Annotated in this window: 22 protein-coding genes; 17 read left to right on the top strand and 5 right to left on the bottom strand. The window is 63.9% G+C overall.

Annotated elements, in window-relative coordinates; all coding sequences use genetic code 11:
• Positions 1 to 45: 45 nt before the first annotated feature.
• From A9D13_RS17225 to apaG, 11 genes are all read left to right on the top strand, one after another.
• Positions 46 to 672 carry a YqiJ family protein gene (locus A9D13_RS17225; protein ID WP_066776498.1) on the top strand — a complete coding sequence of 209 codons (627 nt, stop codon included), beginning with the start codon at positions 46 to 48 and terminating at the stop codon, positions 670 to 672.
• 25 nt (positions 673 to 697) lie between these two features.
• Positions 698 to 2407, top strand: a complete 1710-nt coding sequence (locus tag A9D13_RS17220) for a flotillin family protein (RefSeq protein ID WP_066776495.1) — start codon at positions 698 to 700, stop codon at positions 2405 to 2407.
• A 78-nt stretch (positions 2408 to 2485) separates the two neighbouring features.
• Positions 2486 to 3829 (top strand): amidohydrolase, encoded by a 1344-nt coding sequence (locus tag A9D13_RS17215; protein ID WP_066776492.1) that lies wholly within the window; start codon positions 2486 to 2488, stop codon positions 3827 to 3829.
• Positions 3830 to 3991: 162 nt separating this feature from the next.
• A complete protein-coding gene (gene katG, locus A9D13_RS17210) occupies positions 3992 to 6220 on the top strand; it encodes a catalase/peroxidase HPI (protein WP_066776489.1) in 2229 nt (742 codons plus the stop codon).
• Between the two features lie 98 nt (positions 6221 to 6318).
• Positions 6319 to 6609 carry an accessory factor UbiK family protein gene (locus A9D13_RS17205; RefSeq protein ID WP_066776486.1) on the top strand — a complete coding sequence of 97 codons (291 nt, stop codon included), beginning with the start codon at positions 6319 to 6321 and terminating at the stop codon, positions 6607 to 6609.
• Between the two features lie 72 nt (positions 6610 to 6681).
• Positions 6682 to 7296 (top strand): DNA repair protein RecO, encoded by a 615-nt coding sequence (gene recO, locus A9D13_RS17200; protein WP_066776482.1) that lies wholly within the window; start codon positions 6682 to 6684, stop codon positions 7294 to 7296.
• Between the two features lie 19 nt (positions 7297 to 7315).
• Complete coding sequence (leuB, locus tag A9D13_RS17195) at positions 7316 to 8371, top strand: 3-isopropylmalate dehydrogenase (protein WP_066776803.1); 1056 nt, start codon at positions 7316 to 7318, stop codon at positions 8369 to 8371.
• Positions 8372 to 8482: 111 nt separating this feature from the next.
• Positions 8483 to 8866 (top strand): hypothetical protein, encoded by a 384-nt coding sequence (locus A9D13_RS17190; RefSeq protein ID WP_156522144.1) that lies wholly within the window; start codon positions 8483 to 8485, stop codon positions 8864 to 8866.
• 86 nt (positions 8867 to 8952) lie between these two features.
• Positions 8953 to 10161: a trans-sulfuration enzyme family protein gene (locus tag A9D13_RS17185; protein WP_066776476.1), complete on the top strand. Its 1209-nt coding sequence runs from the start codon at positions 8953 to 8955 to the stop codon at positions 10159 to 10161.
• Positions 10162 to 10212: 51 nt separating this feature from the next.
• Complete coding sequence (locus A9D13_RS17180) at positions 10213 to 11589, top strand: sensor histidine kinase (RefSeq protein ID WP_082922520.1); 1377 nt, start codon at positions 10213 to 10215, stop codon at positions 11587 to 11589.
• Between the two features lie 106 nt (positions 11590 to 11695).
• Positions 11696 to 12100, top strand: a complete 405-nt coding sequence (gene apaG, locus A9D13_RS17175) for a Co2+/Mg2+ efflux protein ApaG (protein ID WP_066776792.1) — start codon at positions 11696 to 11698, stop codon at positions 12098 to 12100.
• 229 nt (positions 12101 to 12329) lie between these two features.
• Here apaG and A9D13_RS17170 read toward each other — a convergent pair whose 3' ends face one another.
• The 3 genes from A9D13_RS17170 to A9D13_RS17160 form a co-directional block, all read right to left on the bottom strand.
• Positions 12330 to 13910, bottom strand: a complete 1581-nt coding sequence (locus A9D13_RS17170) for a serine hydrolase domain-containing protein (RefSeq protein ID WP_066776473.1) — start codon at positions 13908 to 13910, stop codon at positions 12330 to 12332.
• 179 nt (positions 13911 to 14089) lie between these two features.
• Entirely contained in the window at positions 14090 to 14959 is an 870-nt protein-coding gene (gene panB, locus A9D13_RS17165) for a 3-methyl-2-oxobutanoate hydroxymethyltransferase (RefSeq protein ID WP_066776470.1), read from the bottom strand.
• 83 nt (positions 14960 to 15042) lie between these two features.
• A complete protein-coding gene (locus A9D13_RS17160; protein WP_156522143.1) occupies positions 15043 to 15720 on the bottom strand; it encodes a hypothetical protein in 678 nt (225 codons plus the stop codon).
• A gap of 213 nt (positions 15721 to 15933) precedes the next feature.
• Between A9D13_RS17160 and A9D13_RS17155 the strand changes: the two genes are divergently transcribed.
• Positions 15934 to 17370, top strand: a complete 1437-nt coding sequence (locus A9D13_RS17155; protein ID WP_066776465.1) for a sodium-dependent transporter — start codon at positions 15934 to 15936, stop codon at positions 17368 to 17370.
• Between the two features lie 76 nt (positions 17371 to 17446).
• Here the strand turns inward: A9D13_RS17155 and A9D13_RS17150 are convergent, their stop codons facing one another.
• Positions 17447 to 17929 (bottom strand): pyridoxamine 5'-phosphate oxidase family protein, encoded by a 483-nt coding sequence (locus A9D13_RS17150; protein WP_066776462.1) that lies wholly within the window; start codon positions 17927 to 17929, stop codon positions 17447 to 17449.
• Between the two features lie 172 nt (positions 17930 to 18101).
• On the opposite strand from A9D13_RS17150, the gene A9D13_RS20990 reads away from it, so the two are divergent.
• Positions 18102 to 18929 (top strand): hypothetical protein, encoded by an 828-nt coding sequence (locus tag A9D13_RS20990; RefSeq protein ID WP_188713464.1) that lies wholly within the window; start codon positions 18102 to 18104, stop codon positions 18927 to 18929.
• Complete coding sequence (locus A9D13_RS17140) at positions 18835 to 20466, top strand: DUF6504 family protein (RefSeq protein WP_373288743.1); 1632 nt, start codon at positions 18835 to 18837, stop codon at positions 20464 to 20466. Before A9D13_RS20990 ends, A9D13_RS17140 begins: the two co-directional genes overlap by 95 nt.
• A gap of 4 nt (positions 20467 to 20470) precedes the next feature.
• On the opposite strand, the gene A9D13_RS17135 is transcribed toward A9D13_RS17140, so the two are convergent.
• On the bottom strand, positions 20471 to 21148 hold the full coding sequence (locus A9D13_RS17135) for a phytanoyl-CoA dioxygenase family protein (protein WP_066776457.1): 678 nt from the start codon (positions 21146 to 21148) through the stop codon (positions 20471 to 20473).
• Between the two features lie 63 nt (positions 21149 to 21211).
• On the opposite strand from A9D13_RS17135, the gene A9D13_RS17130 reads away from it, so the two are divergent.
• The 3 genes from A9D13_RS17130 to A9D13_RS17120 all read left to right on the top strand — a co-directional run bounded on the left by A9D13_RS17130 (position 21212) and on the right by A9D13_RS17120 (position 25174).
• Positions 21212 to 22135 carry a formate/nitrite transporter family protein gene (locus A9D13_RS17130; RefSeq protein WP_082922519.1) on the top strand — a complete coding sequence of 308 codons (924 nt, stop codon included), beginning with the start codon at positions 21212 to 21214 and terminating at the stop codon, positions 22133 to 22135.
• Between the two features lie 364 nt (positions 22136 to 22499).
• Positions 22500 to 23747 carry a putative DNA modification/repair radical SAM protein gene (locus tag A9D13_RS17125; RefSeq protein ID WP_066776454.1) on the top strand — a complete coding sequence of 416 codons (1248 nt, stop codon included), beginning with the start codon at positions 22500 to 22502 and terminating at the stop codon, positions 23745 to 23747.
• Positions 23744 to 25174: a UdgX family uracil-DNA binding protein gene (locus A9D13_RS17120; protein ID WP_066776451.1), complete on the top strand. Its 1431-nt coding sequence runs from the start codon at positions 23744 to 23746 to the stop codon at positions 25172 to 25174. The genes A9D13_RS17125 and A9D13_RS17120 overlap by 4 nt, the downstream gene beginning before the upstream one ends.
• Positions 25175 to 25181: the final 7 nt, after the last annotated feature.

The raw sequence follows: 25181 nt of genomic DNA, 5'->3' as shown, positions 1-25181 counted from the left end.
AACCTTTTTCTGGTACAAGATTGTCCAAGGAAAGGGGTCGTCATCGTGGACATTCTGGCCAGTTACAACACGCCATTTGCGGTGGCGCTGGCTCTGCTTGTGCTGCTTCTGCTGATGCAGGTCGTAGGGTTATCGGATTTCGGTCCTGACTTCGACACCGATGTCGATGGCGACATCGAGGTCGATAGCGCGGACCTGTCTGGCGGGCTGGTCAGCCTGTTGGGTCTGAACCGCCTGCCGCTGATGGCGTGGCTCTCGATCTTTCTCGCCTGTTTCGCCCTTTTGGGTTGGTCGGTGCAGCAATTGCTCGACAGCCTGCTGGGCGCGCCCTTGTCTGCCTTGCCGGCGGCGGGGGTGGGGCTGCTCGTGGGGGTGCCTGCCACTTCCATCCTGTCACGCCCGCTGGCGAAGATCTGGCCGCATGACGAAACGACGGCGGTTTCGACCGACCGTCTGGTCGGCAAGCGCGGCACGATCTCGATCGGCACGGCCCGCCGGGGCAGCCCGGCGCGCGCATCGGTCAGGGATCACTTTGGCCAGCCGCACAATGTGATGGTCGAACCGCATGAGGATGCGAGCCAGTTCGTCGAAGGCGACGAGGTGCTGCTCGTGCGGCGCGAGGGTGAGATCTTCTTTGCCGTCACCGGCACGGGGCCTTTCCGGCTCGACTGAACTTTTTATTTTGAGGGGGAATTGAATGGACCAGCTGGTCACCATCGCGATCTACGCGGGCACGGTTTTCGCCGTCCTGCTGATCATCGCAGTCACCATTACCCGGCTCTATCGCCGCGCGACCAAGGAAGTGGGCTTCGTGCGCACCGGCTTTGGTGGCGAAAAGGTCGTGATGAACGGCGGCGCCCTGGTGCTGCCCGTTCTGCACGAAACGATGCCGGTCAACATGAACACCGTGCGCCTCGCCGTCGAACGCAAGAATGGCGACGCGCTCATCACGCTTGACCGTCTGCGCATCGATGTGAAGGCCGAATTCTACGTGCGGGTCCGCCCCGATGCGGGCGCCATCGCCATGGCCGCGCAGACGCTGGGCCAGCGCACCATGAACCCGGAGGCGCTGAAAGATCTTGTCGAGGGCAAGTTCGTCGACGCGCTGCGTTCGGTGGCTGCGGGCATGAGCATGAACGAGCTGCACGAACAGCGCGCCGAATTCGTGCAAAAGGTGCAGCAGGTATCGTCGAACGACCTCGCCATGAATGGGCTTGAACTGGAATCGGTTTCGCTGACCGGTCTGGACCAGACGTCGATCGAGCATTTCAACGCCAATAACGCGTTCGATGCCGAGGGTCTGACCAAGCTGACCGAGCAGATCGAGGCGCGCAAGAAACTCAGGAACGACATCGAGCAGGACACCCGCGTCCAGATGGAGACCAAGAACCTGGAAGCGAGCCAGCGCTCGTTCGAAATCAGCCGCGACCAGGAATACGCAAGGCTTGAGCAGGAGCGTGAGGTCGAGGTGCGCCGCGCCGCGCAGATGGCCGAGATCGCCCGCGAACAGGCCGAACGCAACCGTGAGGCCGATGCCGCCAAGATCGAGGCGAAGAAGCAGGTCGACGCGCAGCAGATCGAGGCCGACCGCCTTGTCGAGGAAGCGCGCATCGATCAGCAGCGCGCTCTCGAAATCGCGCGGCAGGAACAGCAGATCGCCGTTCAGAACAAGAGCCGCGAGGAAAGCCAGGCCAAGGCCGAGGCGGACGAGGCCCGTGCCAAGGCCGTCGCAGCCGAGGAACAGGTCGCGACCAGCCGCGAGACCGAGGTCGCCGAGCGTGACAAGCGCATCCAGCTGATCGAGGCTGCCAAGGCGGCCGAGCGCGATGCGATCAAGGTGAAGGTCGAGGCCGAGGCCGAGCGCGATGCCGCTCGCAACCGGGCCGAGGCCACGCGGCTTGAGGCAGAGGGCCAGGCCGAGGCCGAGAAGCTGCGCGCCGAAGCCGACCGCATCCGCTTTGAGGTGGAGGCAGCAGGTCAGCGCGCCGTGAACGAGGCGGCGAACATCCTGTCCGACGGTCAGATATCGCTCCAGACGAAGCTGGCTCTCCTGAAGGTCCTGCCGGAACTGGTGCGCGAAAGTGCGAAGCCGCTGGAAGCAATCGATTCGATCAAGATCGTGCAGGTCGACGGGCTCACGGGCGCCAAGGGCGGCGATGCCAAGCAGCTCTTGGCCGGCGGGACCGGATCGGGCGGCGGCAATCTCGCCAGCGATGCATTGACGGCGGCGCTGTCCTATCGTGCGCAGGCCCCGGTCATCGACGGGCTGATGAAGGAACTGGGCCTCGACGGCGGTTCGCTGGAAGGCATTGCCAAGGCGGGCATTCCCGCTGCGGTCGCACCGAAGGCGGAACCGATGGAAGAGCCCGAAGCCGACGCGCCGGAGGCTGATGTCGAAGACGCCTGAGGCCAGTTGCGACGCAAAATGAGAGGGGCGGGTGAGCTTTGGCTTGCCCGCCCTTTTTCGCGGGCTATCGTGGCACCCATGAACGCACGCCAGATCGCCCGCTCGCTCGTTTCCTCTATCGCCATTGTTGCTGCCGCGTCAGCTTCACCCGCAATCGCCCAGCAGTCGGTCACGCAATCGATCGAGCAGCAGCTGCCCGAGCTGATGGAGCTTTACCGCGACCTCCACGCCAATCCCGAATTGTCAGGTGAAGAGCATCGCACGGCGGCAAAGCTGGCGGGCATCATGCGCGGGCTGGGGTTCGAGGTGACAGAGGGCGTGGGCGGCACCGGTGTCGTTGCGGTGATGAAAAACGGTGAGGGCCCCACCGTGCTGCTGCGCGCCGACATGGACGGGCTGCCGGTGACGGAGGCGACGGGTCTTCCCTTCGCCTCAAAGGTCACGGCGACCGATGAGGCCGGCAATACCAGCGGCGTGATGCATGCCTGCGGGCACGATACGCATATGACCGGCTGGGTCGGTGCGGCGCGGCAGCTGGCGGCGCGCAAGGGCGAATGGTCAGGCACTCTGGTCATGATCGCGCAGCCTGCCGAGGAAAAGGGGCTGGGCGCGAAGGCCATGCTGGAGGACGGGCTTTTCACCCGTTTTCCCAAGCCCGATTACGCGGTCGCTTTCCACGATGCGGCGCAGATCCCGGCGGGCGTGGTCGGCTATGCCTCGGGCTTTGCGCTGGCCAATGTGGATTCGGTCGACATCACTGTGCGCGGCGTCGGCGGGCACGGCGCCTATCCGCATACGACGAAAGACCCGGTGGTGCTGGCCGCCGCCATTGTCGGAAAATTGCAGACTTTGGTCAGCCGGGAAGTCAATCCGCAGCAATCGGCGGTGGTGACCGTGGGCACCATCCATGGCGGATCAAAGCGCAATGTCATCCCTGACGAGGTGACCATGGGCCTGACCGTGCGCAGCTATTCGGACGAGACACGGACCGCGCTTATCGATGGCATCGCCCGTATCGCGAAGGGCGAGGCGATCGCCGCAGGCATCCCCGACGACATGCTGCCGGTCGTCACCCATGCCGATACCTATACGCCTGCGACCTATAATACGCCGGAACTGGCGGCGCGGCTGGCCCCCGTCTTTGCGCAGGCGCTGGGCGAGGGGAGGGTGATGGAAACCCCTGCGGTCATGGGGGGAGAGGATTTTGGCCGCTATCGCCGCGCCGACCCCGATCATCTGCAATCCATGATCGTGTGGGTCGGCGGCGTGCCCGCCGATAATTGGGCAAAGTCGCAGGCTGGCGAAATGACCCTGCCTTCGCTTCACAGCGCATTGTGGGCGCCGGATGCCGAAAAGGTCGTTTCCACCGGCGCGACCGTGCTGACCGAAGCAGCGCTGGAACTGATGAAGCCAGCAGGCTGAATTGCTTGACAGCTTCACATTGAAATCGATTCCAGTCGTCAATCGGGAATAATTGATCGAATTTGTCGCTTATCGTCTCCACTCTTCTGCGTTAGTCTGATTTCGGACGGAGGCTTACAAGGAGCTCAACAGAGGCGCCAGCTTTCGACAAGGAGATGGATTATGGATGCCAAGACGAAAGACCCGCTGAAGGGCGTATGCCCGGTTCAGCACGATGCCCGCAAATCGCTGCTGGGCCGTACGAACCGTGACTGGTGGCCCAACCAGCTTCAGCTCAACATCCTGCATCAGGGCGGCGGCAACCCGAGCCCAATGGACGATGATTTCAATTATGCAGAGGCCTTCAACGCACTCGATTATGATGCGGTGAAGAAGGACCTGCACGCGCTGATGACCGACAGCCAGCCGTGGTGGCCGGCGGATTACGGGCATTACGGTCCGTTCTTCATCCGCATGGCATGGCACAGCGCTGGCACCTATCGCATTCAGGATGGCCGCGGCGGCGCGGGCAGCGGGCAGCAGCGTTTTGCACCTTTGAACAGCTGGCCGGACAACGCCAATCTCGACAAGGCGCGTCGCCTGCTGTGGCCGATCAAGCAAAAATACGGCAATAATCTCAGCTGGGCCGATCTGATGATCATGGCCGGCAATGTCGCCTTTGAATCGATGGGCGCGCCCGTGTTCGGCTTTGGCGGCGGCCGCGCCGACAAGTTCGAGCCGGAAACCGATGTCTATTGGGGCACCGAGGAATATTGGGTCGGGCAGGAAGGCAATGAAACCCGCATCCAGCCCGACAAGGAGCTGGAGCTGGAAGACCCGCTCGCCGCGATCCAGATGGGGCTCATCTATGTGAATCCGGAAGGGCCGGGCGGCAATCCCGATCCGCTGGGCAGCGCGCGCGACATTCGCAAGACCTTTGGCAACATGGGCATGAACGACGAGGAAACCGCCGCTCTGACCGTGGGCGGCCATACGTTCGGCAAGTGCCATGGCGCGGGCGATGCCTCGCTTGTCGGGGCGGAGCCGGAAGGCGCCGACATCGCTTTCCAGGGCCTTGGCTGGACGTCGGGCCATGGCAGCGGGATGGGCGATGACACCATCACCAGCGGGATCGAGGGCGCATGGACCCCCACGCCGACCAAGTGGGACATGAGCTATTTCGACATGCTCCTCGACCACGAATACGAGCTGGTGAAGAGCCCGGCCGGTGCAAAGCAGTGGACGCCTAAGGGCGCGCCCGCCGATACGCTGGCCCCGCAGGCGCATGACCCGTCGAAGAAGCAGCCGACGATCATGACCACCGCCGACATGGCGATGAAGGAGGACCCCGGTTTCCGCGCGATCATGGAGAAATTCCGCGCCGATCCCGATTATTTCGCCGACCAGTTCGCCCGCGCATGGTTTAAGCTATGCCACCGCGACATGGGGCCCAAGGCCCGCTATCTCGGCCCCGAAGTGCCGTCGGAAGATCTGATCTGGCAGGACCCGCTGCCCACGGCGGATTACAAGCCGATCGACGCCAGCGACATAAAGGCGCTGGAAGCGAAGATCATGGCGAGCGGCCTCTCGGTCTCCGACATGGTGAAGGTGGCATGGGCCTCGGCTTCGACCTATCGCGGGTCGGACCATCGCGGCGGCGCGAATGGCGCGCGCATCCGGCTTGCTCCGCAAAAGGACTGGGTGGTCAACGAACCCGACAATCTCGCCCGCGTGCTGGGCGTGCTGGAAGGGATCAAGGCTGACTTCGACGCCAATGGCGGCGGCAAGAAGGTCTCGATGGCCGACCTTATCGTGCTGGCCGGCAGCGCGGCTGTCGAAAAGGCGGCAAAGGATGCGGGCCATGCGGTGTCCGTGCCTTTCACCCCGGGCCGTGTCGACGCGACCGAGGAGCAGACCGATGCGGATAATTTCGCATGGCTCGAACCCTATGCCGATGGCTTCCGCAACTTCATGAAGGGACGCCATACCGTTCCGACCGAGGAATTGCTGGTCGACCGGGCGCAGCTGCTTGGCCTGACCGGGCCGGAGATGACGGTGCTGGTCGGCGGGCTTCGCGTGCTGGGTGCGAACCATGGCGGATCGAAGGACGGTGTATTCACCGACCGCGTCGGGGTTCTGTCCAACGACTTCTTCGTCAACCTGCTCGACATGGGCACGGCGTGGAAGGAAGTGGACCCGGCTGGCGATGAGACTTTCGTCGGCACCTGCCGCAAGACCGACCAGCAGAAATGGACCGCGACGCGCACCGATCTGGCGTTCGGCTCCAATTCGCAGCTTCGCGCCATCTCGGAGATCTATGCCGAGAATGGAGCCGAGGCGAAATTCGTCGGGGACTTCGTGAAGGCCTGGACCAAGGTCATGAACGCCGATCGTTTCGACCTCCATCGCTGAGCCTGCAATAAGAGGTTCCACCGGGAATTCCCCGTCGTGCACTGGCGCGGCGGGGAATTTCTCTTGAAACGGGGCGCGGCGCGGCGCATCTATGGCCCATGCAGAGCGATAATCCCCGTATCTCCGACCTTTCCCGCCTTTTCACCGCGGCAGCAGGCACCTTTGCCGGCATGGGCCGTGAGGCTTCCGAAGCTGCGCGTGAGCGTTTCAAGGAAGCGATGGGCGGGCTCGATTTCGTCAGCCGTGAGGAATTCGAGGTGGTGAAAGCCATGGCCGCCAAGGCGCTGGAGGAGAACGAGGCGCTGAAGGCCCGTCTCGACGCGCTGGAAGCTGGTGCTGCCAAGCCCGCGGCGAAGAAGCCTGCCGCCAAGAAGCCCGCTGCCGAGTAATCGCGGCGGGGGCTTTACCCCGATTAGCAGACCGGCTTGCACCCGCCGCATTGCGCAGGCAGGTGATCGGCCATGAAGATCAGCAGTGACGCCATCGTCTGCGGCGCAAGGCCGCATGGGGAAACGGGCGTCATCGCGCGCGTGCTGACCGCCGATGAAGGGCTGGTCGCAGGCTATGTCGCGGGCGGGCGCGGGCGGCACATGCGCCCGGTGCTGATTCCGGGCAATATCGTATCGGTCGACGCTACCGCGCGTTCGGCCAATCAGCTTCCTTTCCTGAAACTCGAACTTGTGACCAGTCGCGGGCCGTGGCTATCGGAGCCGCTGCCGTCGGCGGCGATCGGCTGGGCGACCGGTTTCACCGCGGCCATGCTGCCCGAACGGGTCGAATTCCCCGCGCTGCACGCCGCGCTGTCCGCGCTGCTCGATGCGATCTGCCATGCGCCATCGGCGCGCGGCTGGGTACCCGCGCTCATCAGCTATGAGGCGCTGGCGCTGATCGAACTGGGCTATGGCGGCAACAGGCCGGACCTGAAAGCGGATGATTGGGCAACAATCATGCCGATTTTCGACCGACAAGGGCAATTGATGCAAAAGCGACTGCTTGCAGACCGGGCCGGGGGTGTTATGGGCGAGCTTCTTGCCGCCCGCGCCATATTGCGAGAGCGGCTCTTACGCATGATTTGACGGTGTGAAGGGTTTTGACATGAAGATCGCGGTATTCGCAGGCGACGGTATCGGACCGGAAGTTACGGGCGAGGCGCTGCGCATCCTCGATGCGCTGGATCTGCCGCTTTCCTATCACGAAGGCGACGTCGGCGGCGCCGCATACAAGAAGCATGGCCACCCGCTGCCGCAGGCGACGCTGGATACCGCAAAGGCATGCGATGCTATCCTGTTCGGCGCGGTCGGAGATTTCGACTGCGATCACCTGTCGCGCGACCTGCGCCCCGAACAGGCCATTCTGGGCCTGCGCAGCGCCAATGGCCTGTTTGCGAATCTGCGTCCGGCCCGCGTGTTCCCGGGGCTTGAGGATACATCCGCGCTGAAGCCCGAGATCGCGGCGGCCATCGACCTCCTGATCGTTCGCGAACTGAACGGCGATGTCTATTTCGGCGAAAAGGGCATGCGCACCACGGCAGATGGCCTGCGCGAAGGCTATGACGTGATGAGCTATGACGAGAGCGAGGTCCGCCGCATCGCCATCGCCGGGTTCGAGGCCGCGAAAAAGCGCCGCGGCCTGCTGTGTTCGGTCGACAAGGCAAATGTGCTCGAAACCTCGCAATTGTGGCGCGATGTCGTGATCGAGGTTTCGGCCGATTATCCCGATGTCACCCTGTCGCACATGTATGTCGACAATGCCGCGATGCAGCTGGTGAAGAACCCGGGCCAGTTCGACGTCGTCGTCACCGGCAATCTGTTCGGCGATATTCTTTCCGATCAGGCATCCATGTGCGTGGGCTCGATCGGGCTGCTGGCCAGCGCCTCGCTGGGGGAGCGCAAGACCGAATTCGGCACGTTCGGTCTTTATGAACCAATTCATGGTAGTGCGCCTGATATCGCAGGCAAGGGGATCGCGAATCCCATGGCCACGATACTCTCTGCGGCCGAACTGCTGCGCCATTCGCTGGGGCAGGAAGAGCAGGCCGCACGCGTGGAGGCTGCCGTCGCGAAGACGCTCGCCGATGGCATTCTGGGCGGCGATCTGGGCGGCAGCGCCGGGACGCGAGAGATTGGAGACGCGGTTCTCGCCCGGCTTTGACGGGCAGGGGACAAAAGGGCCCGGCCTTGAGGGGGTTGGCTGGCCCCTTGGCACTGAAGACGGGTGGCGGTGCCTGCGGGCGCGGCCACACGAACCGTATCGGGGGTGAAATTGACAGGTTTGAGGGAAAGGCTGCGTCCGGCCAATTGGCCATGGACCGTTGGCGGTTTCGCGATTTGCGTTCTGCTTGTTCTGGCCTGCACGTGGCTTTTGACCAAGCCCGGGCTCGAAACCCCGATCGCGGTGTTTCAACTGGTCTATATCGCCTCGGCCCTGCTTTTCATCCTGACCGCGAATGATTGGGTGCGGTTTGCGATTACCGGCTTTCACCTCATGCTGTCGGGCCTTGTCATCTATCTGGTATTCTTCCTGATCCCGCCCGAGGAAGCGAGCGCGCTGCTGCCGGTGCGGGTCGCATTGATCCTGGGCGCAAGCGTCCTGACCAGCTTTTTCCTGTGGCATCCGGTGACGGGCCGCTGGGTCATGGGCCGGTAACTATCCCGGCTTTCGCTGCCGTGGTGCAATTATCGCAATCAATGCGCGATTGAAACCGCGGCCCGGCGGCGCTAGTCGCTTGGGCCATGAAACGCACTACCGGAACCGACCGCTCGATCACCCGCAACTGGAAACCCGCGACCCGCGCCGTGCGCGGCGGCACGTGGCGTTCCGAAATGGGCGAGACGAGCGAGGCGATGTTCCTCACCTCTGGCTACAGCTACGACGATGCGGCGACCCCTGCCGCGCGCTTTGCCGGGGAAGAGGCGGGTATGACCTATTCCCGCCTGCAGAACCCGACCGTCGCCATGCTGGAAGAGCGCATCGCGCTGATGGAGGGGGCAGAGGCGTGCCGTACGCAGGCGACCGGCATGGCCGCGATGACCGCGGCGCTGCTGTGCCAGCTGTCGGCAGGCGATCACATCGTCGCCGCGCAGGCCGCTTTCGGTTCGTGCCGCTGGCTGGTCGATGATTTGCTGCCGCGCTTCGGGATCGAGGGGACGACCATCGATTCCACCGATAATGCCGCGTGGGAAGCAGCGATCCGCCCCAATACCAAGGTCTTCTTCTTCGAGACCCCGGCGAACCCGACGCTGGATGTCGTCGATCTGGAATTCGTCTGCGGCCTTGCGAAATCGCGCGGGATCACGACCGTGGTCGATAATGCGTTCTGCACGCCCATCATGCAGCGCCCGATGGAATGGGGTGCGGACGTCGTCGCCTATTCCGCGACGAAGCTGATGGAAGGTCAGGGCCGCGTGCTGGCAGGTGCGGTCTGCGGATCGGAAGAGTTCATCAATGAAAAGCTGCTGCCGTTCCAGCGCAACACCGGGCCGAACCTGTCTCCGTTTAACGCATGGGTTGTGCTGAAGGGGTTGGAAACGCTGGAACTGCGCGCGCGCCAGCAATGCGCCAATGCGCTGAAGGTCGGCCAGTTTCTCGAAGGGCGCGTGCCCAAAATCCTGCACCCCGGTCTTGCCAGCCATCCGCGTCACGAACTTGCCATGAAGCAGATGGACATGACCGGTTGCATCTTTTCCTTCGTCCTCGACGGCGGAAGAAAAGAGGCGCATGCTTTCCTTGATGCACTGGAACTTATCGATATCTCAAACAATATTGGTGATGCGCGTTCATTGATGTGTCACCCGGCTTCGACCACTCATCATTCGGTCGGGCCGGAGAAACGCGCCGAAATGGGTGTCGATGAAGGAATGCTTCGCTTTAATGTTGGTCTCGAAGACGCAGACGATCTTATCGAGGATCTCGAACGGGCTCTCGCCGCGGTCGGGCTCTGAGCCAGGGGTCAGCGAAAAGATCGCTTTCCTTTCGCCAGTCGGGTGCGCGGCATGAACACCGGCGCGCCATCTGCATCCGGCGGTTCGCAGGGCAATATCCCGGCGGCGGGCCTGCTGGCTTCGATCTTCGAGAACAGCGAGATCGCGATCATCTCGAAACAGCTGGATGGTATCGTCACCAGCTGGAACCCGGCGGCAGAGCGGCTCTTCGGCTTCGGTGCCGACGAAATGGTCGGGCAGTCGATCCGTTCGCTGATCCCCGAGGAGCGGCAGCACGAAGAGGACGAGATCATCGCCGGCGTGGTCGCGGGCGAACGCTCGGGCGTGACCGAAACTTATCGCCTGCACAAGGATGGCCACCAGATCCGCGTTGCGCTCAACGTCTCGCCGGTGCGCGATGCCGAAGGGGCGATCGTCGGGGCAAGCCAGATGGTACGCGGGCTAGACGCGCTCGATGCGGCGAACCGGGCGCTGGCCGATAGTGAGCGGCGCTTCCAGATGATGGCCGACAATATCGCGCAGCTGGCGTGGATGGCGGACGCGGAAGGCTCTATCTTCTGGTATAACAAGCGCTGGTTCGACTACACTGGCACCACGCTTGAAGACATGCGGGGCTGGGGCTGGAAATCGGTTCACCACCCCGATCACGTGGAGCGCGTGGTCAAACGGCTGCAGCACAGCTGGGACACCGGCGAGATCTGGGAAGACACGTTCCCCCTGCGCAGCGCCGAAGGTGAATATCGCTGGTTCCTTTCCCGCGCCCGGCCCATCTATGACGAGAACGGTACCATCGCGTGCTGGTTCGGCACCAACACCGATATTACCGAACAACGTGAACAGCGCCATGCGATCGAGGACCTGCTGCGCGAGGTGAACCATCGCGCCAAGAACATGCTGACGCTGATCCAGGCTCTGGCCCGCCGTTCGGCGCCGGGGAACGAGGCTTTCGTGAAGCGCTTTGTGCGGCGCATACAGGCGCTGGCGGCAAATCAGGACCTTTTGGTCGAGAGGGCATGGAGCGGGGTGAAGATTGCCGATCTTATCGATGCCCAGCTCGACTTTGCGAGCGACCGGGCGGGCAAGCGCCTGCACCGCAGCGGGCCCGACTTCGAAATCTCGGCCCGCACGGCTGAGACGTTGGGCATGGCGTTGCACGAACTTGCAACCAATGCTCTGAAATATGGGGCGCTTTCCACCGATCAGGGCATGGTCGACATCGTCTGGACGGTCGAGAACGGTCAATTCTCCATCCGCTGGGAAGAGCGCGGCGGCCCGCCGGTCGAAGAGCCGCAGCGCACAGGATTCGGCACCTCGGTCATCCGCGACATGCCCTCTGCCAGCCTGGATGCGGAAGTCGCATTCGAATACCGGCCAACGGGCGTTTTCTGGTCGCTGGCCACCGCTGTCGGAAAAGTCGCCGAAAGCTGAGACGCGCCTGCATTGGGGGCGTGTCCGGCCTTTCGGAACTGTTTAAATCTGTACGCCAGGATTTGCCGGAAACCGGCAATAGGGTTAGCGTGTATATCTAATGATGATGGACCAGCTCTTCGATCACGCCGCCTCATCCAACGGCATTATCGTCCGGGTCAGCGCAAGCTATCTGCCCGAACAGTCGCAGGTGTCCGAAGGGCGCTGGTTCTGGGCCTATCACATCCGTATCGAAAACGTCGGCGACGAACCCGCCCAGCTGATCAGCCGCCACTGGCGCATCACCGATGCGCTGGGCCGCGTCAGCCTGATCGATGGTGACGGGGTGGTGGGCGAACAGCCTTTGCTACAGCCGGGGCAAAGCCATGACTATGTGTCGGGCTGCCCGCTCGAAACCTCGTGCGGGTCGATGGAGGGGCACTATACCTTCCGCCGCGCCGATGGTTCGCTGTTCGAGGCTGCGATCCCCTTCTTCCCGCTGGAAGCACCCGCGACTGCGCGCGGCAATTAGGGTTGGCCCCTGCCTGATCGGGGCGGGGCGCGTTGACACAAGTGACATCTCCTACAACCCGTGTAACCCGGCGCTGTGCTGCGGATTTCCGCGCGTTTGGGCCGTTTGGGTGACACATCATCGCCAAAGGCAAAATCCTGACGCCTGAAAGAGCCTGTGCGCAGGGGCGCAGCTGGCTGGCGATAGATCTGACTGGGCGAATAGGAAAATCAAACCGGCGCTGCTTCCTTTAATCGACCCGCCGGGTAAAGGCCGGATCGGCAGCGAACAGGGCAGGATATTCCGATGGCGATTCGCTCAGGATCAAGGGGCTCTCTCCCGTTTGCGAGGTGAGCGTCAGGCCGAAGTCGGGCAGGGCCGGATTTGCGAAATCGACCCAGTAATCGGGCCCGCCAAGGGATGTCACATCCGCCTCATAGCCAGTTTTGATGAAGCGAAGATCGGCATGACCTTTGGCGCCTGCAACAATCTCGAATCCTCCCAGCGGGTTCGCATAGACCCCGGCGAGTTCGGCAACGGGCAGGGCGGGCGCCATGCCATTACCCTCGGGGGTGGGCGGGTCGGCGATGATCGCGTCCCGCATGCTGGCGAGGCGGACAAGAGTCCGGTCGGCGGGCAGGCCAGCGGCGGCATTCACCGCCGCGAATGACGCCCATGCAGGATAGGCGATATTGCCAGAATTGGTGAGGACGACAACGCCCACACCCGCTTGGGGCGACCACATCATCCATGACGTCATCCCATCGATCGAGCCGCCGTGAAACGCATAGTCCGATCCGAAATATTCGACATTGGCAAGGCCGAGGCCATAGCCCAGCTGGCCGACCTCCTGCGGATATTCGACGCCGCCCAGGATCTGGAAGATTTCGGGCATCTCGTCCGGCGCCAGCTCATGGCGTACCGACTGGATCGCGCCGGCGGTCTGCTGCGTGATGACGGTCTTTCCGTCCATCGTGCCGCCATTCAGCATCATGCGGATGAAACGCGTCATGTCCATGAGCGATGCATTGACCGACCCGGCGGCAGCCGCGCCGATCACGGGGTGAAACGCAATGCGCACGGGCTGGCCGCCGACATAGCCATGCGGCTTTGCGAGATTGCCATCGGGAAACTGGTCGAGGCTGGTCGAGGACCGCTTCATGCCAAGCGGCGTAAACAGCTTCGCCTGCATCAGCGCGTGATAATCCTTGCCCGTCGCTGTCTCGGCTGCCTGCGCGGCGGCAGCAAACATGGAGTTGTTATAGCCGAAGCGTGTGCGAAGCGGCGCAACGGGCTTTACCCTGCGAATGGACTGGACCAGCGAGGGCTGATCCGCCCCTTGCAGATACCATGCACCCAGTCCGGATTGGGTGGGAAGGCCGCTGAGGTGCGAAAGCGCATCTTCGAACGTCACCGCGTCATGATCGCTGTCCGCCATCGCGAAATCGGGAAGCACGCTCCCGATAGGCTGCGAAAGGTCGAGCGCGCCTTCATCCTGCAGCGCGCCAAGCATGGCCGCGGTCAGGCTCTTGCCGTTCGACCCGACCGCGAAGATGGTGTCGGTATCGACGGGATCGCCGTTGGTAATGTCGGTCGTGCCATAGGTGGCGGTATGGATGACGCCATCCCTGCCGACGATGGCCAGCGCCACGCCGGGCACGCGCCAATCGCGCATCGTCGTTTCGATATAGCTGTCGAGTTCGTCGAACTGCCGTTCGGACGGCGGCGGCGCCTGTTCCAGCTCTCCCGCGGCGCAGCCGGCCAGCAGGAACGCGGCAAGTCCAATACAAAGGCTGAAGGCCGCTTTAGGCGGCGTGCGGTTCGGATTCATGCGCTTTTTATATGGGGCAGGTCGGGCCGGTCAATCAGTCAACCAACGCTCTCGATCACGCCGCGCGCGGCGATGCGGGCGGGCGGATTGGGCCAGTGACCGGACCGCGCCGCCATGCCCGACGAACATCTGACATGATTGCAGCGGCATAGGGCTCTTCCGCTCTGAACCGGCGAGCGCTATTTGGCCTTGTAGACCTGCGCCTCGCCCGGAAAGCTGCGGTCGCGCACTTCGCCTGCATATTCGGCGGCGGTGTCGGAAATGACAGCCGCGATGTCGCCATAACGCTTTACGAATCGCGGCGTCCGCTCAAACATGCCGAGCATGTCTTCGGTAACCAGCACCTGCCCGTCGCACTCAGCCGATGCGCCGATGCCGATGGTGGGGACGGGGATCGCCTTGGTCAGGGCGATGGCGATATCCTCCACCACGCCCTCGATCACCACGGCGAATGCGCCCGCTTCGGCCACGGCCTTGCCGTCGGCGATGATCTTCGCTTCTTCCGCATCGCTACGGCCACGCGCCATGTAACCGCCCAGCGCGTTTACCGCCTGCGGGGTCAGCCCGACATGCGCCATGACCGGGATGCCGCGCTGCGACAGGAAGGAAATCGTCTCGGCCATGGCCTCGCCGCCCTCCAGCTTGACCGCGGCGGCGCCGGTTTCGGCCATGATGCGCGACGCGTTTTCGAATGCCTGCTGGGGCGATGCCTCATAGGTGCCGAAGGGCATGTCGATGACCACGACGGAGTGGTACGACCCGCGCACCACGGCCGCGCCATGCGCGATCATCATGTCGAGCGTGACCTGAAGCGTCGATGGCAGGCCATAGATCACCTGCCCCAGCGAATCCCCGACCAGCAGCAGGTCGCAGTGCTGGTCCAATAGCTGCGCCATGCGCGCGGTATAGGCGGTCAGCATCACCAGCGGTTCTTCAGTCACACCGTCTTTCTTGCGCGCCATCACCTTGGGCACGGTCAGGCGCTTCATCGGTGCGGGTGTGGGATTGGCGCGGCTGGTCGCGGTGTCGAGCTTGTAGGTCGTGGACATGGGGCGCGTTCTAGCCGCCTGCATCCGGGCTGGAAAGGGGCCGGAGCGCGTGGGCCACGCTCCGGCCATGCGAAATCAGCGGATCATTTGCAGTTGGGATGGGTCTGGATGTCGCGGATATCCACGATCTCGCCCCCAGCAGAGGTGGTCTGCACGCACAGTTTCGTCGGGGCATAATAATAGATGCCGTACAGCGTGTTGCCTGACGAAAAGCTGTCGACACCGCGGAACCCGCGAGATGTCAGCTCGTCAAAGGCGGCAACGCCGTCCATGTGCTGGATCCCGGCGATGCTGCCCTTCATGCCTGCACCCGGCTGATGACTGCCCGATGCGCCATGCGTGGATCCCGCATGGCCCGTCACCGTGATCGACAGGCGGAAATTGCTGCGCTGCCCGCGCATGGCGGCGGCGCGCATGTTGTATACGCGGATCTTGTAGGCACCGCCTTCTGATAGCGTGCCGGCGAAATGATTGCCCGCGGTGCTGCCGATATGGATCGCCTCGCCGCTGCTACCCGGCGGCAGGACGTTGAAATAGGCGCTGCTGGCCCCGGTCATGTCGACCTTCATGACCTGACCGGCACCGGCGCGGATGACGTAATCGTGAATGTCGCGCCCGGTGACGGTGCCGACCATGGTGGTGCCGGTCGTGCCGCGCGGGAAATGTACTTCGCTTGTCTCGTCCTGTGCCATGGCCGGGGCCGAAAGCGGTGCCGCCAGTGCCACAGCGATAGTTGCGGCAATCATACGCGTCATTGTCATTGTCACCCTCCTGCTTGGCGCTTTGCTTGAGTGAACTTGCGCCCGGTGGGAACGATACTCGAATTTTGCGTCTGATATATGATCTTTCGCAAATTGCTTTCGGTCGGTTGGTGACGGGGGTAACGATCGTTGATTGTGGAAAGCGGCCCTTTCCAGCGCAAATTTCGCCAGTATAACGGCGCATTCAGTTGCAAGTGAAACGGAGAGAGTTGGATGGCGGGATCGACGGGACAGGCTGGGGAGCAGGGTTGGTCCTCACGCTCCGCCTTCGTGCTGGCGGCAATCGGCGCGGCGGTCGGCCTGGGCAATATCTGGCGCTTCCCGACGCTCGCGGGTGAAAACGGGGGCGGGGCCTTTGTCATCGTCTATATCGCCTGCGTTTTCCTGATCGGCCTGCCGCTGGTGCTGTCCGAGGTGATGATCGGCCGTTCGGGCCGCAGCGACGCTGCCGGATCGATTGCCGCCGTCGCGGAAAAATCGGGCGTATCGCGCAAATGGTCGCTCTTCGGCGGGATGGAGATCCTCGCCGCCTTCCTCATCCTTTCCTTCTATTCGGTCGTCGCTGGCTGGACGATCCATTACGTGTTCGTGATGCTGGGCGACATCGTCTCCTCCTTTCAGGCGGGCGCTCCGTTCGGCACCGCCTTTCAGGGTGAGACGCAGGACATGATTACCGGACGCATGGGGGAATTGTTCGGCAACCCGCTCGAACTCATCCTCATGCACACCGCATTTATGGCGATCACCGTGTTCATCGTTGCGAATGGCGTGCATGACGGCATCGAAAAGGCGGCGGGCACGCTGATGCCCGCGTTTTTCGTGCTGCTGGTGCTGATCACGATCTATGGCGCGTTCACCGGCGCATTCGCCGAGGCGGTGAGCTTTCTCTTCACGCCGGATTTCTCCCTTCTCACGCCCACCGCCATGAACGAGGCGCTGGGACAGGCACTGTTCTCGCTCTCCCTGGGGTCGGCGGCGCTGATCACCTATGGCTCCTATGTCGGCAATGACGTGAAGCTGGCGCCGACAGCGACCATGATCGCCTTTGCCGATACGGGCGTTGCGATCCTTGCCGGGCTGATGATCTTCCCCATCGTGTTCGCGGTCGGGCTCGATCCCGCGGCGGGGCCGGTGCTGGTGTTCCAGTCGCTGCCGGTCGCATTCGCGCAGATGCCGGGCGGCTCGTGGGTCGGCATGCTGTTCTTCGTGCTGATCTTTTTCGCCGCGCTCACCAGCTCGATCTCGCTGCTGGAAGGTCCGGTCGCGTGGGTGATCGACCGCTTCAAGCTAAAGCGCCTGCATGCCGCGCTGCTGGTCGGCGGGCTCGCATGGTGCGTCGGCTTGCTGTGCGCGCTGGGATATAATGTGCTGTCCGATGTTCGCCCCTTGTGGTTCTGGGGCATTTTTGCCGATAGCGACATCCTTGATTCCATCGACGGCATCACGGGTAAGGTCATGCTGCCGCTGGCTGCGCTGGGCGTGTCGCTTTTCATCGGCTGGCGCGCCGATCGCCGGCTGGTTGAGGCGGAGACGGGCCTGTCGGCCGGCACGCTCATGCTCTATCGCCTGATCATGGCATGGATCGCGCCGCTGGCGGTGCTGCTGATCGTGGTGTTCGGCCTGTTTCCGGGGCTGCTTCCTACTTCCTGATCTTACCTGCAGGCCATGAGAAAAGGGCCGCTTCCCGGTGGGGAGGCGGCCCTTTCGCTTTTCGGGTCGTCGTGGCTTACAGCGCGGTTTCGACGTGCTTGTCCTTAACGTCGTCGCGCACGTTTTTGCCCAGCAGCATCTTGACCACATTGCCAAGGCCGAGATCGGCGTGCCAGATCGAGGCCTTGCCCAGATCCATGCGCAGCATCAGCAGGTTCGGATCGTCCTTGCCGCCGGGGAACCATGCCTCGACCGCGTTCGACCATTCCTTGTCGAGCCGTTCCTTGCTCGTTTCCTCGGTCAGCATGCCGTGGAAGCGGGCGAAGATGTCATGGCCCTTGCTGGAGAAGGTGACGGTGGCGAGGCCCATTTTCGCGAAGTGATTGTCGCGCGAGGTGAAGAACCAAATCGCGTGATTGGCATCCTTGTCCAATTGCGCGGTCATGGGGGCGGCGCTGTCGGGATCATTGTCGAGTTGGAGCATCACGAAGGGCGATTCCGCGAGTTCGTGCCAGAACTTGTCCTTGATCTCGTGCGTTTTTTCATCGTGGTCGGTCATCGGGGCTGTCCTCTTCTTGTATGTCTTCATCAAACCAACGGACCACGCGCGCACTCTGTTCCAAAGTTTGCGGGGGATGGCGCGATGGACGCGAGGGATGGAACATAATAAGAACAAAGATCGTTCCGATTCTCGATTCGACCCCAATTCGACCCCGCATGAGAGGCTTTCCATGACTGAGCTGACAGCCCCTGCCGACCTCAGCGCCGACCTGCCGGAAGGCCTGTTTCAGGCCTCCGATCTTGCCGGTGCACGCTGGTTGGATGGGGGGGGGGATGGAGAAGGCGATGCTCGTGAATGGAGCCCCGCCACCGGCTTTCGCGGCGCGGGGGAGATATTCGCCAGCGGGCGCGACGGGGCGGGGGCGGCGCTGGCCGTGGCGCTGGCCCGCTCTGCGCCAAGGCCGCTGGCAGAGCGCGGGCTGACCGAAGAGAGCGACGAGCGCGCCTTCCTCTGGGTGCAGGATGCGGGTGCGATCCGCGCGGGCGGGCGGCCATACGTGCCGGGCCTGCCAAGGGATCTGGCCCACCGCATGGTGCATGTCGCGGTCAAGACGCCCGAGGACGCGCTTTTTGCATTGGAGGAAGGGGTGCGCTGCCGCGACCTTGCCTTTGTGATCGGAGAGATCGCGGGCAATCCGCGTGCGCTGGATTTCACCGCATCGCGCCGGCTGGTGCTGGCGGCCGAACGGCACCGCGTGCCTTTATGGCTGGTGCGGGTAGATGCGCGGCGCGATCTGGGCGCGGCCCGCATGCGGTGGGAGGTGCAATCGGCGGCGTCCGAGCCTTCGCCATGGAACGCAGAGGCGCCGGGCACGCCCAATTGGCGGGCGGAACTGTTCCGGGCGCGGGGCCTTCGCCCCGGCGCATGGTGGATCAGGCCGGAGATGGCAACGGGAGGACGCGATGGCGGGCACACCCTGCATGCCAGCCGCGCGGACCATGGCGAGCACCCCGAAACGCCGGGTGCTGGCGATATGGTGCGCGCGACTGGCGATTGATCGCTGGCTCCGGGCTAAGGCGCTCCAGGCTGAGGCTGGGGAGGCTAATGACAGGGATGAGGGCGACCCGACCCTCGCCCTCATCACCGAGACCGCGCATGGCCCCCGCATCGCCGCGACTACGCTGGCGGCACAAGCGGCTGGCGTGCGCATCGGCACCATGCTGGCCGACGCGCGCGCCATCTGCCCCGCGCTCAGGATAGAACCTGCCGATCCGGCGGGCGATCTCGCCTTCCTCGAACGGCTTGCCGTCTGGTCGCAGCGCTGGGGACCGTGGAGCGCATTGGACCCGCCCGACGGGGTCATCGTCGACATCACCGGCGCGGCGCATCTCTTTGGCGGAGAGGAGCGGCTGCTGGACGATGCCGCGCGCATCTTCGCGCGGCGCGGGCTGACCGTGCGCCTTGCCATCGCGCCCACGGCAGGGGCGGCATGGGCGCTGGCGCATTACGGGTCGGCGGCGCGGGGCATGGGCGGGGTGATCCTGCCCGAAGGCGACGATATTGCCGAAAGGCTGGCGCAATTGCCGGTGGGCGCGCTGCGGCTGGACGATGACGTGCTGCTGGTCTTGCGGCGGCTGGGGCTGAAGCGGCTGGGCGATCTTGATGGCATCGGGCGCGATGCGATCTCGCGCCGGTTCCGCAATCGCCGGTCGGCCATGGCGAACCCGCTGATGCGGCGCGACCAGCTGATCGGGCTTGTCCCCGAACCCATGCTGCCGGTGATCGAACATCCGCCCGCCATGGTGCAGCTGCGGCTGATGGAGCCGATCCGGCACCTCACGCTCCTTGAAACCGTGCTGGGTGATCTGGCGGCGGCGATGATGCGCGAGCTGGAGGGCCGGGGCGAGGGCGCAAGGCGGCTGGAGCTGGCCTGCTGGCGCGTGGATGGCGAGATCCAGACCCGCACGCTGGAACTGGCCGCCGCGACCCGCGACGCTGCCCATGTCTGCCGCCTGTTTGCCGAGCGCATCGCCAATATCGATGCGGGCCTTGGCATCGAAATGGCGCGCCTCACCGCCCGCTGGGCCGAGCCATTGGGGCTGGAGCAGACCGATCTCGACGCCTCTGCCGCAGAGCATGGCACCAGCCTTGCCGGCTGCGTCGACCGGCTGACGATCCGGCTGGGGCAGCAGGCGGTGCGCCGCCCGGTCATGCACGCCAGCCACGTTCCCGAACGCGCCCAGCGCTGGCAGCCGCCGATGGAAACAGCGCCCGCCGTCCAGCACGGCTTCGCCTTTCACGCACGGCCCCTCAAACTGCTGGACAAGGCCGAGCCCATCGCGGTGCTTTACGCCACGCCCGACGGCCTACCCCAGCGTTTCCGCTGGCGCGGCGCGCTGCACGATGTCGCGCGCGCCGAAGGGCCCGAACGCATCGCGCCCGAATGGTGGCGCGAAAAGGGCGCAGCGCGCCTGCGCGACTATTACCGGATCGAGGACGGGGAGGGCCGCCGCTACTGGATCTACCGCCTCGGCATCATCGGCGACGGCCGCGGCGGCGCGCCCGACTGGTTCTTGCAAGGGGTGTTCGCGTGATGGGTCAGGCGCCGAGCCACTCCAGATCGCCGGGCAGTTCGTCTGCCGCGTAATCCACCTGCAGGACGCGCCTGTTTCGCGGCGCGGCTGCTGCTTCGGACGCATGCAGGATCGGTGTGGAATAGATCCAAATGTCTCCTGCCCGGGCAAGGCAGGCCATGGTCCCGCAGCGACTGACGACAGCATCGATCTCGTCCACCGCGATCCTGCCCATGCGGTGCGATCCGGGGGCGACCAGCAGCGGCGCATTATCCGCCGGCACATCGTCGAGATGCACGCGCAGCGTCACCATCCGCGTAAGCAGGTCGAAGGGCGGGGCGACATGGTGAAGTCCCTGTTTGACCGTCCATGGCCCGAACCCTGGCGTATCGCGTCGTGCCCGCACGCAGATCGTCCTGTCCTGATGCCAGCCGAGCGACCAGTTCGTCGCGGCGGACTTGTTGAAGAGAATGGCCCGCACGGCTCTTGCGTTCCTGCCAAGAATGGCTGCCGCCGGCGAACCGATGCACCCGGTGGGCGCCAGCATCTCGCGCAAGGGCTCGATCCCATGAATGCGCGTTCCTGCCTGCTCCTCGGGCAAGGATGACAGGGCCGTCTCAATCCCGGCAAGCCATGGCGCTATCGCTTCCGGGCAAAGAACGGCTCCGCTATCGTCGAGCCTTGCGCTGATCGGTTCTATCATCCGCCTCCGGATAGCCGAACAATCCGCCCGGGCACAAACCCAACCCCCGCGGGTTATTGCGGCATGACGCGCGAAACCGCGGGCGATCCCCGCCCATCCCATGCCCAAACCGACCAGCCCGAAACCGAAAGCAGCGATGCCGAACTGGAGGACCTGTCGCGGCAGGACCGTTCGCTCGTGCGCCGCAACGAGGTGCCGAGCGCGAGGCTGGTGCACGAGATCGTGCGCCAGCGCGGGATCGAGGAGCTGGAGCGCCCCTTCTGGTCGCTGACGTGGTCAGCTATCGGGGCGGGATTCGTGATCGGGCTGTCGCCCTATGCCATGGCGATCATCGCGTTGAAGCTGGGTGATGCGCCGCTGGCGCCTGTGTGGACCTCGCTCGGCTATGCGCTGGGGTTCGTGCTGGTGATCGCGGGGCGCATGCAGCTGTTCACCGAAAGCACGGTGACGGCATTTCTGCCCGCGCTCACCACGCCATGCGTCAGCAATACGCTGCGCACATTGCGGCTGTGGGCCATCGTCTTTGGCGGCAATCTGATCGGCACGTTCCTGTTCGGCCTGTTCATCCAGTTCGACCTTGCCCACCAAGCCGAAATCGCCGCCGAGGTGCAGCACCATTCGGCCATGGCCATCGGCCATTACATGAAGGCGCCCTTTGCGCTGGGAATCCCGGCAGGCTTCATGCTGGCCGCACTGGTCTGGTCGATGACGAATCTGAAGGGGCAGGAGATCTTCATCATCGTGGCCGTCACCTGGATGATGGCGATGGCCAATATCGCGCATAGCGTCGTCGGGTCGGCCGAGATGTGGGTGGTGATGCTCAATGGCACGATCACGCCGACAGAAGGGATCTTCGGCTTCCTGCTGCCCGCTGCGCTCGGTAATCTGGTAGGAGGGGCAGGATTGTTCGCTTTCCTCGCCCATGCGCAGGTGAAGCCAGAGATCGAAGCGAGCCACGATGGCGCTGCGGATCGCGAGGAGCGCTGAAAAGCGAAGGGCGACGAGGCTTGCGCCCCGCCGCCCACACACGGAGGCCTTCCGTGCTATCTCTTTGTTGCGATCCTGGGGAAACGTTCAAAGCCAGCGTGGTTTCCGACGACGCTGCGTTTCTTTGAATATCGCGGGAATCCTAACGGAAAGCCAGCAAATCTTTGGTTAACGCCATCATGCTTTTGGCGAACGGACGATGCGATTTCCGGTCATTTTCGGTCTCGTCCGCGCCCGAAACTTCCACGATCGAACCATGCTGCCCTTTTGCCGCATTTCACCGCCAAGAATCACCTGCGAATCCCTTTCCCCTCTGGCCAAGGAGCCCGTGAGAACATATAAGGAACAAAGAGGAGTCGCATCCATGGCACAGAAACCCGTTCTCGACCGGCTGAAGATATTGGCGGATGCCGCCAAATATGATGCGTCTTGTGCGTCATCGGGGACGAGCAAGCGCGATAGCCGCAGCGGCAAGGGCATCGGCAGCACCGAGGGGATGGGCATCTGCCATGCCTATGCGCCCGATGGGCGGTGTATCTCTTTGCTGAAACTGCTGCTGACCAACCATTGCGTGTTCGACTGCCATTACTGCATCAACCGCAAAAGCTCGAACGTCGAACGCGCGCGGTTCACTCCGCAGGAGGTCGCGGATCTGACGCTGGCCTTTTACAAGCGCAATTATATCGAGGGGCTGTTCCTGTCGTCGGGCATCATCCGCAGCAGCGACCACACGATGGAGCAGCTGGTCGAAACCGCGCGCATCCTGCGCGAGGAGCATGATTTTCGCGGCTATATCCATTTGAAGACCATCCCCGAGGCGGACCCCGAGATCGTGCGGCGCGCGGGGCTTTATGCCGACCGCGTGTCGATCAATGTCGAACTGCCGACCGATGCCGGGCTGCACCGGCTGGCACCCGACAAGAACGCGGGCGTGATCGATGGCGCGATGCTGACGATGAAGGACGCCATCACCGAGGCGAAGGACGCGAAGAAGCGTTTCCGCCATGCGCCCAGATATGCGCCCGCGGGCCAGTCGACGCAGATGATCGTGGGCGCGGACGGCGCGAATGACGCGCAGATCGTGACGCGGGCGAGCGCGCTTTACGGGCGGCACCGGCTACGGCGGGTCTATTATTCCGCCTTTTCGCCCATCCCCGATGCCAGCGCGGTGCTGCCGCTGAAACGCCCGCCGCTGATCCGCGAACACCGGCTGTATCAGTCGGACTGGCTGATGCGGTTCTATGGCTATTCCCCGGCGGAGGTGGCGCAGGCGGCGGATAGCGATGGGATGCTGCCGCTCGACATCGACCCGAAGCTCGCCTGGGCGCTGAAGTTTCGCGAAAGTTTTCCGGTCGATGTGAACCGCGCACCGAAAGAGGCGCTGCTGCGCGTGCCGGGGCTGGGGACGCGGGGCGTGGCGCAGATAGTTTCAGCGCGGCGGCACCGGGTGCTGCGGCTGGACGATGTGGCGAAGCTGACCGTGTCGGTGACGAAGCTGAAGCCCTTTATCGTGACGGCGGACTGGCGGCCGGTGCTGCTGACCGACCGTGCCGATCTGAAGAACATCGTCGCGCCCGATGCGAACCGCCAACTGGAGCTGTTTGCGGCATGACAGCTCTGCAGCATGTCAGGCTGGGCGCCTATCACGTGGTGCCCATGGCAGCCCCCGATGATTTCGCCGAATGGCGGGACCATGCGCGCTGCATGGTGATGGCCGATGTCCCGCCCGACCGTATCGCGTGGACCGAACCGGGCGGCAGCGGGGGCGATCTGTTCACCCATGGTGATCGCCGCTTGCCCGTGCCCGACCGGGAGGCACCGCAGCCGCGTGTCTCTCGCCGCTTCATGGAGATTGCCAAGACTGTCATCATGCATTCGGACCCGGACCGCTTCGGGCTGCTTTATCGCGTGCTGTGGCGATTGCAGTCGAAACCTCGCCTGATCGAGGATAGCGCCGATGCCGATGTGCGCGCCATGGCCGACATGGCCCGCGCCGTGCGCCGCGACATCCACAAGATGCGCGCCTTCCTGCGTTTCCGCGAAGTGGAGACTGAGGAAGGCGAGTATTTCGTGGCGTGGTTCGAACCGTTCCATCACATATTGCGGCATAATGCGGGGTTCTTCACCCGGCGGTTCGCCAATATGCGCTGGTCGATCCTGACCCCGGCGGGCAGCCTGCACTGGGATGGCGAAACCCTGCGCGAAGGGCCGGGCGCGACCAAGGCCGATGCCCCGAACGGCGACCCGACCGAGGAGCTGTGGCGCAGCTATTACGCCTCCATCTTCAACCCCGCGCGGCTGAAGATCGGCGCGATGCTGAAGGAGATGCCGCGCAAATATTGGAAGAACATGCCCGAGGCGCAGCTCATCCCCGAGCTGGTCGCAGGCGCGCAGGCGCGTGAGGCCGCGATGGTGGCAGCAGGCGCGATGGAGGAGCCCGAGCGGCCCGAAACGCTGGAGGCCGTGGCAAAGGCGATCGAGACCTGCGCCCGCTGCCTGATCGCGGAGCTACACACGAATGCGGTTATGGGCGAGGGACCGCAGGATGCGCCCTTGATGATCGTGGGCGAACAGCCCGGCGATAATGAGGATATGCAGCGCCGCGCCTTTGTCGGCCCGGCGGGGCAATTGCTGAACGTGCATCTGGAAAAGGCCGGGATCGACCGGGGCGCGGCATACCTGACCAATGCGGTGAAGCATTTCAAATATGTTCAGCGCGGCAAGCGCCGCCTGCATCAGAACCCCAGCGCGAAAGAGATCGACACCTGCCGCTGGTGGGTGGAATCCGAACGCGCCATCGTGAAACCGAAACTGGTGCTGGCCATGGGCGCAAGCGCGGCGAGGGCGATGCTGGGCAAGACCGTTTCCATCACCAAGGCACGCGGGGCACCGATCCCGCTGGAGGATGGGAGCGAGCTTTGGGTAACCGCGCATCCATCCTATCTGCTGCGGCTGGAAGGCATGGGGCGCGAGGAACAAACGCGGCTGTTCGACGCCGATCTCGCCGCCGTGGCCGCTCGGCTGAGGGAGCTGGCGTGATGGCCCG

The organism is Croceicoccus mobilis (assembly GCF_001661965.1).
GTDB lineage: Bacteria > Pseudomonadota > Alphaproteobacteria > Sphingomonadales > Sphingomonadaceae > Croceicoccus > Croceicoccus mobilis.
Note: the sequence above shows the minus strand (reverse complement) of the source record. Positions and strands in the feature narration are given on the sequence as shown.

Coding starts and splice junctions, on each gene's coding strand:
- A9D13_RS17170 (WP_066776473.1), bottom strand. CDS start 13,910: ATGAATCCGAACCGCACGCCGCCTAAAGCGGCCTTCAGCCTTTGTATT.
- A9D13_RS17140 (WP_373288743.1), top strand. CDS start 18,835: ATGGCGGGCACACCCTGCATGCCAGCCGCGCGGACCATGGCGAGCACC.
- panB (WP_066776470.1), bottom strand. CDS start 14,959: ATGTCCACGACCTACAAGCTCGACACCGCGACCAGCCGCGCCAATCCC.
- A9D13_RS17130 (WP_082922519.1), top strand. CDS start 21,212: ATGACGCGCGAAACCGCGGGCGATCCCCGCCCATCCCATGCCCAAACC.
- A9D13_RS17185 (WP_066776476.1), top strand. CDS start 8,953: ATGAAACGCACTACCGGAACCGACCGCTCGATCACCCGCAACTGGAAA.
- leuB (WP_066776803.1), top strand. CDS start 7,316: ATGAAGATCGCGGTATTCGCAGGCGACGGTATCGGACCGGAAGTTACG.
- A9D13_RS17205 (WP_066776486.1), top strand. CDS start 6,319: ATGCAGAGCGATAATCCCCGTATCTCCGACCTTTCCCGCCTTTTCACC.
- katG (WP_066776489.1), top strand. CDS start 3,992: ATGGATGCCAAGACGAAAGACCCGCTGAAGGGCGTATGCCCGGTTCAG.
- A9D13_RS20990 (WP_188713464.1), top strand. CDS start 18,102: ATGACTGAGCTGACAGCCCCTGCCGACCTCAGCGCCGACCTGCCGGAA.
- A9D13_RS17155 (WP_066776465.1), top strand. CDS start 15,934: ATGGCGGGATCGACGGGACAGGCTGGGGAGCAGGGTTGGTCCTCACGC.
- A9D13_RS17125 (WP_066776454.1), top strand. CDS start 22,500: ATGGCACAGAAACCCGTTCTCGACCGGCTGAAGATATTGGCGGATGCC.
- A9D13_RS17135 (WP_066776457.1), bottom strand. CDS start 21,148: ATGATAGAACCGATCAGCGCAAGGCTCGACGATAGCGGAGCCGTTCTT.
- A9D13_RS17220 (WP_066776495.1), top strand. CDS start 698: ATGGACCAGCTGGTCACCATCGCGATCTACGCGGGCACGGTTTTCGCC.
- A9D13_RS17180 (WP_082922520.1), top strand. CDS start 10,213: ATGAACACCGGCGCGCCATCTGCATCCGGCGGTTCGCAGGGCAATATC.
- A9D13_RS17215 (WP_066776492.1), top strand. CDS start 2,486: ATGAACGCACGCCAGATCGCCCGCTCGCTCGTTTCCTCTATCGCCATT.
- A9D13_RS17160 (WP_156522143.1), bottom strand. CDS start 15,720: ATGACAATGACGCGTATGATTGCCGCAACTATCGCTGTGGCACTGGCG.
- A9D13_RS17120 (WP_066776451.1), top strand. CDS start 23,744: ATGACAGCTCTGCAGCATGTCAGGCTGGGCGCCTATCACGTGGTGCCC.
- A9D13_RS17150 (WP_066776462.1), bottom strand. CDS start 17,929: ATGACCGACCACGATGAAAAAACGCACGAGATCAAGGACAAGTTCTGG.
- recO (WP_066776482.1), top strand. CDS start 6,682: ATGAAGATCAGCAGTGACGCCATCGTCTGCGGCGCAAGGCCGCATGGG.
- apaG (WP_066776792.1), top strand. CDS start 11,696: ATGGACCAGCTCTTCGATCACGCCGCCTCATCCAACGGCATTATCGTC.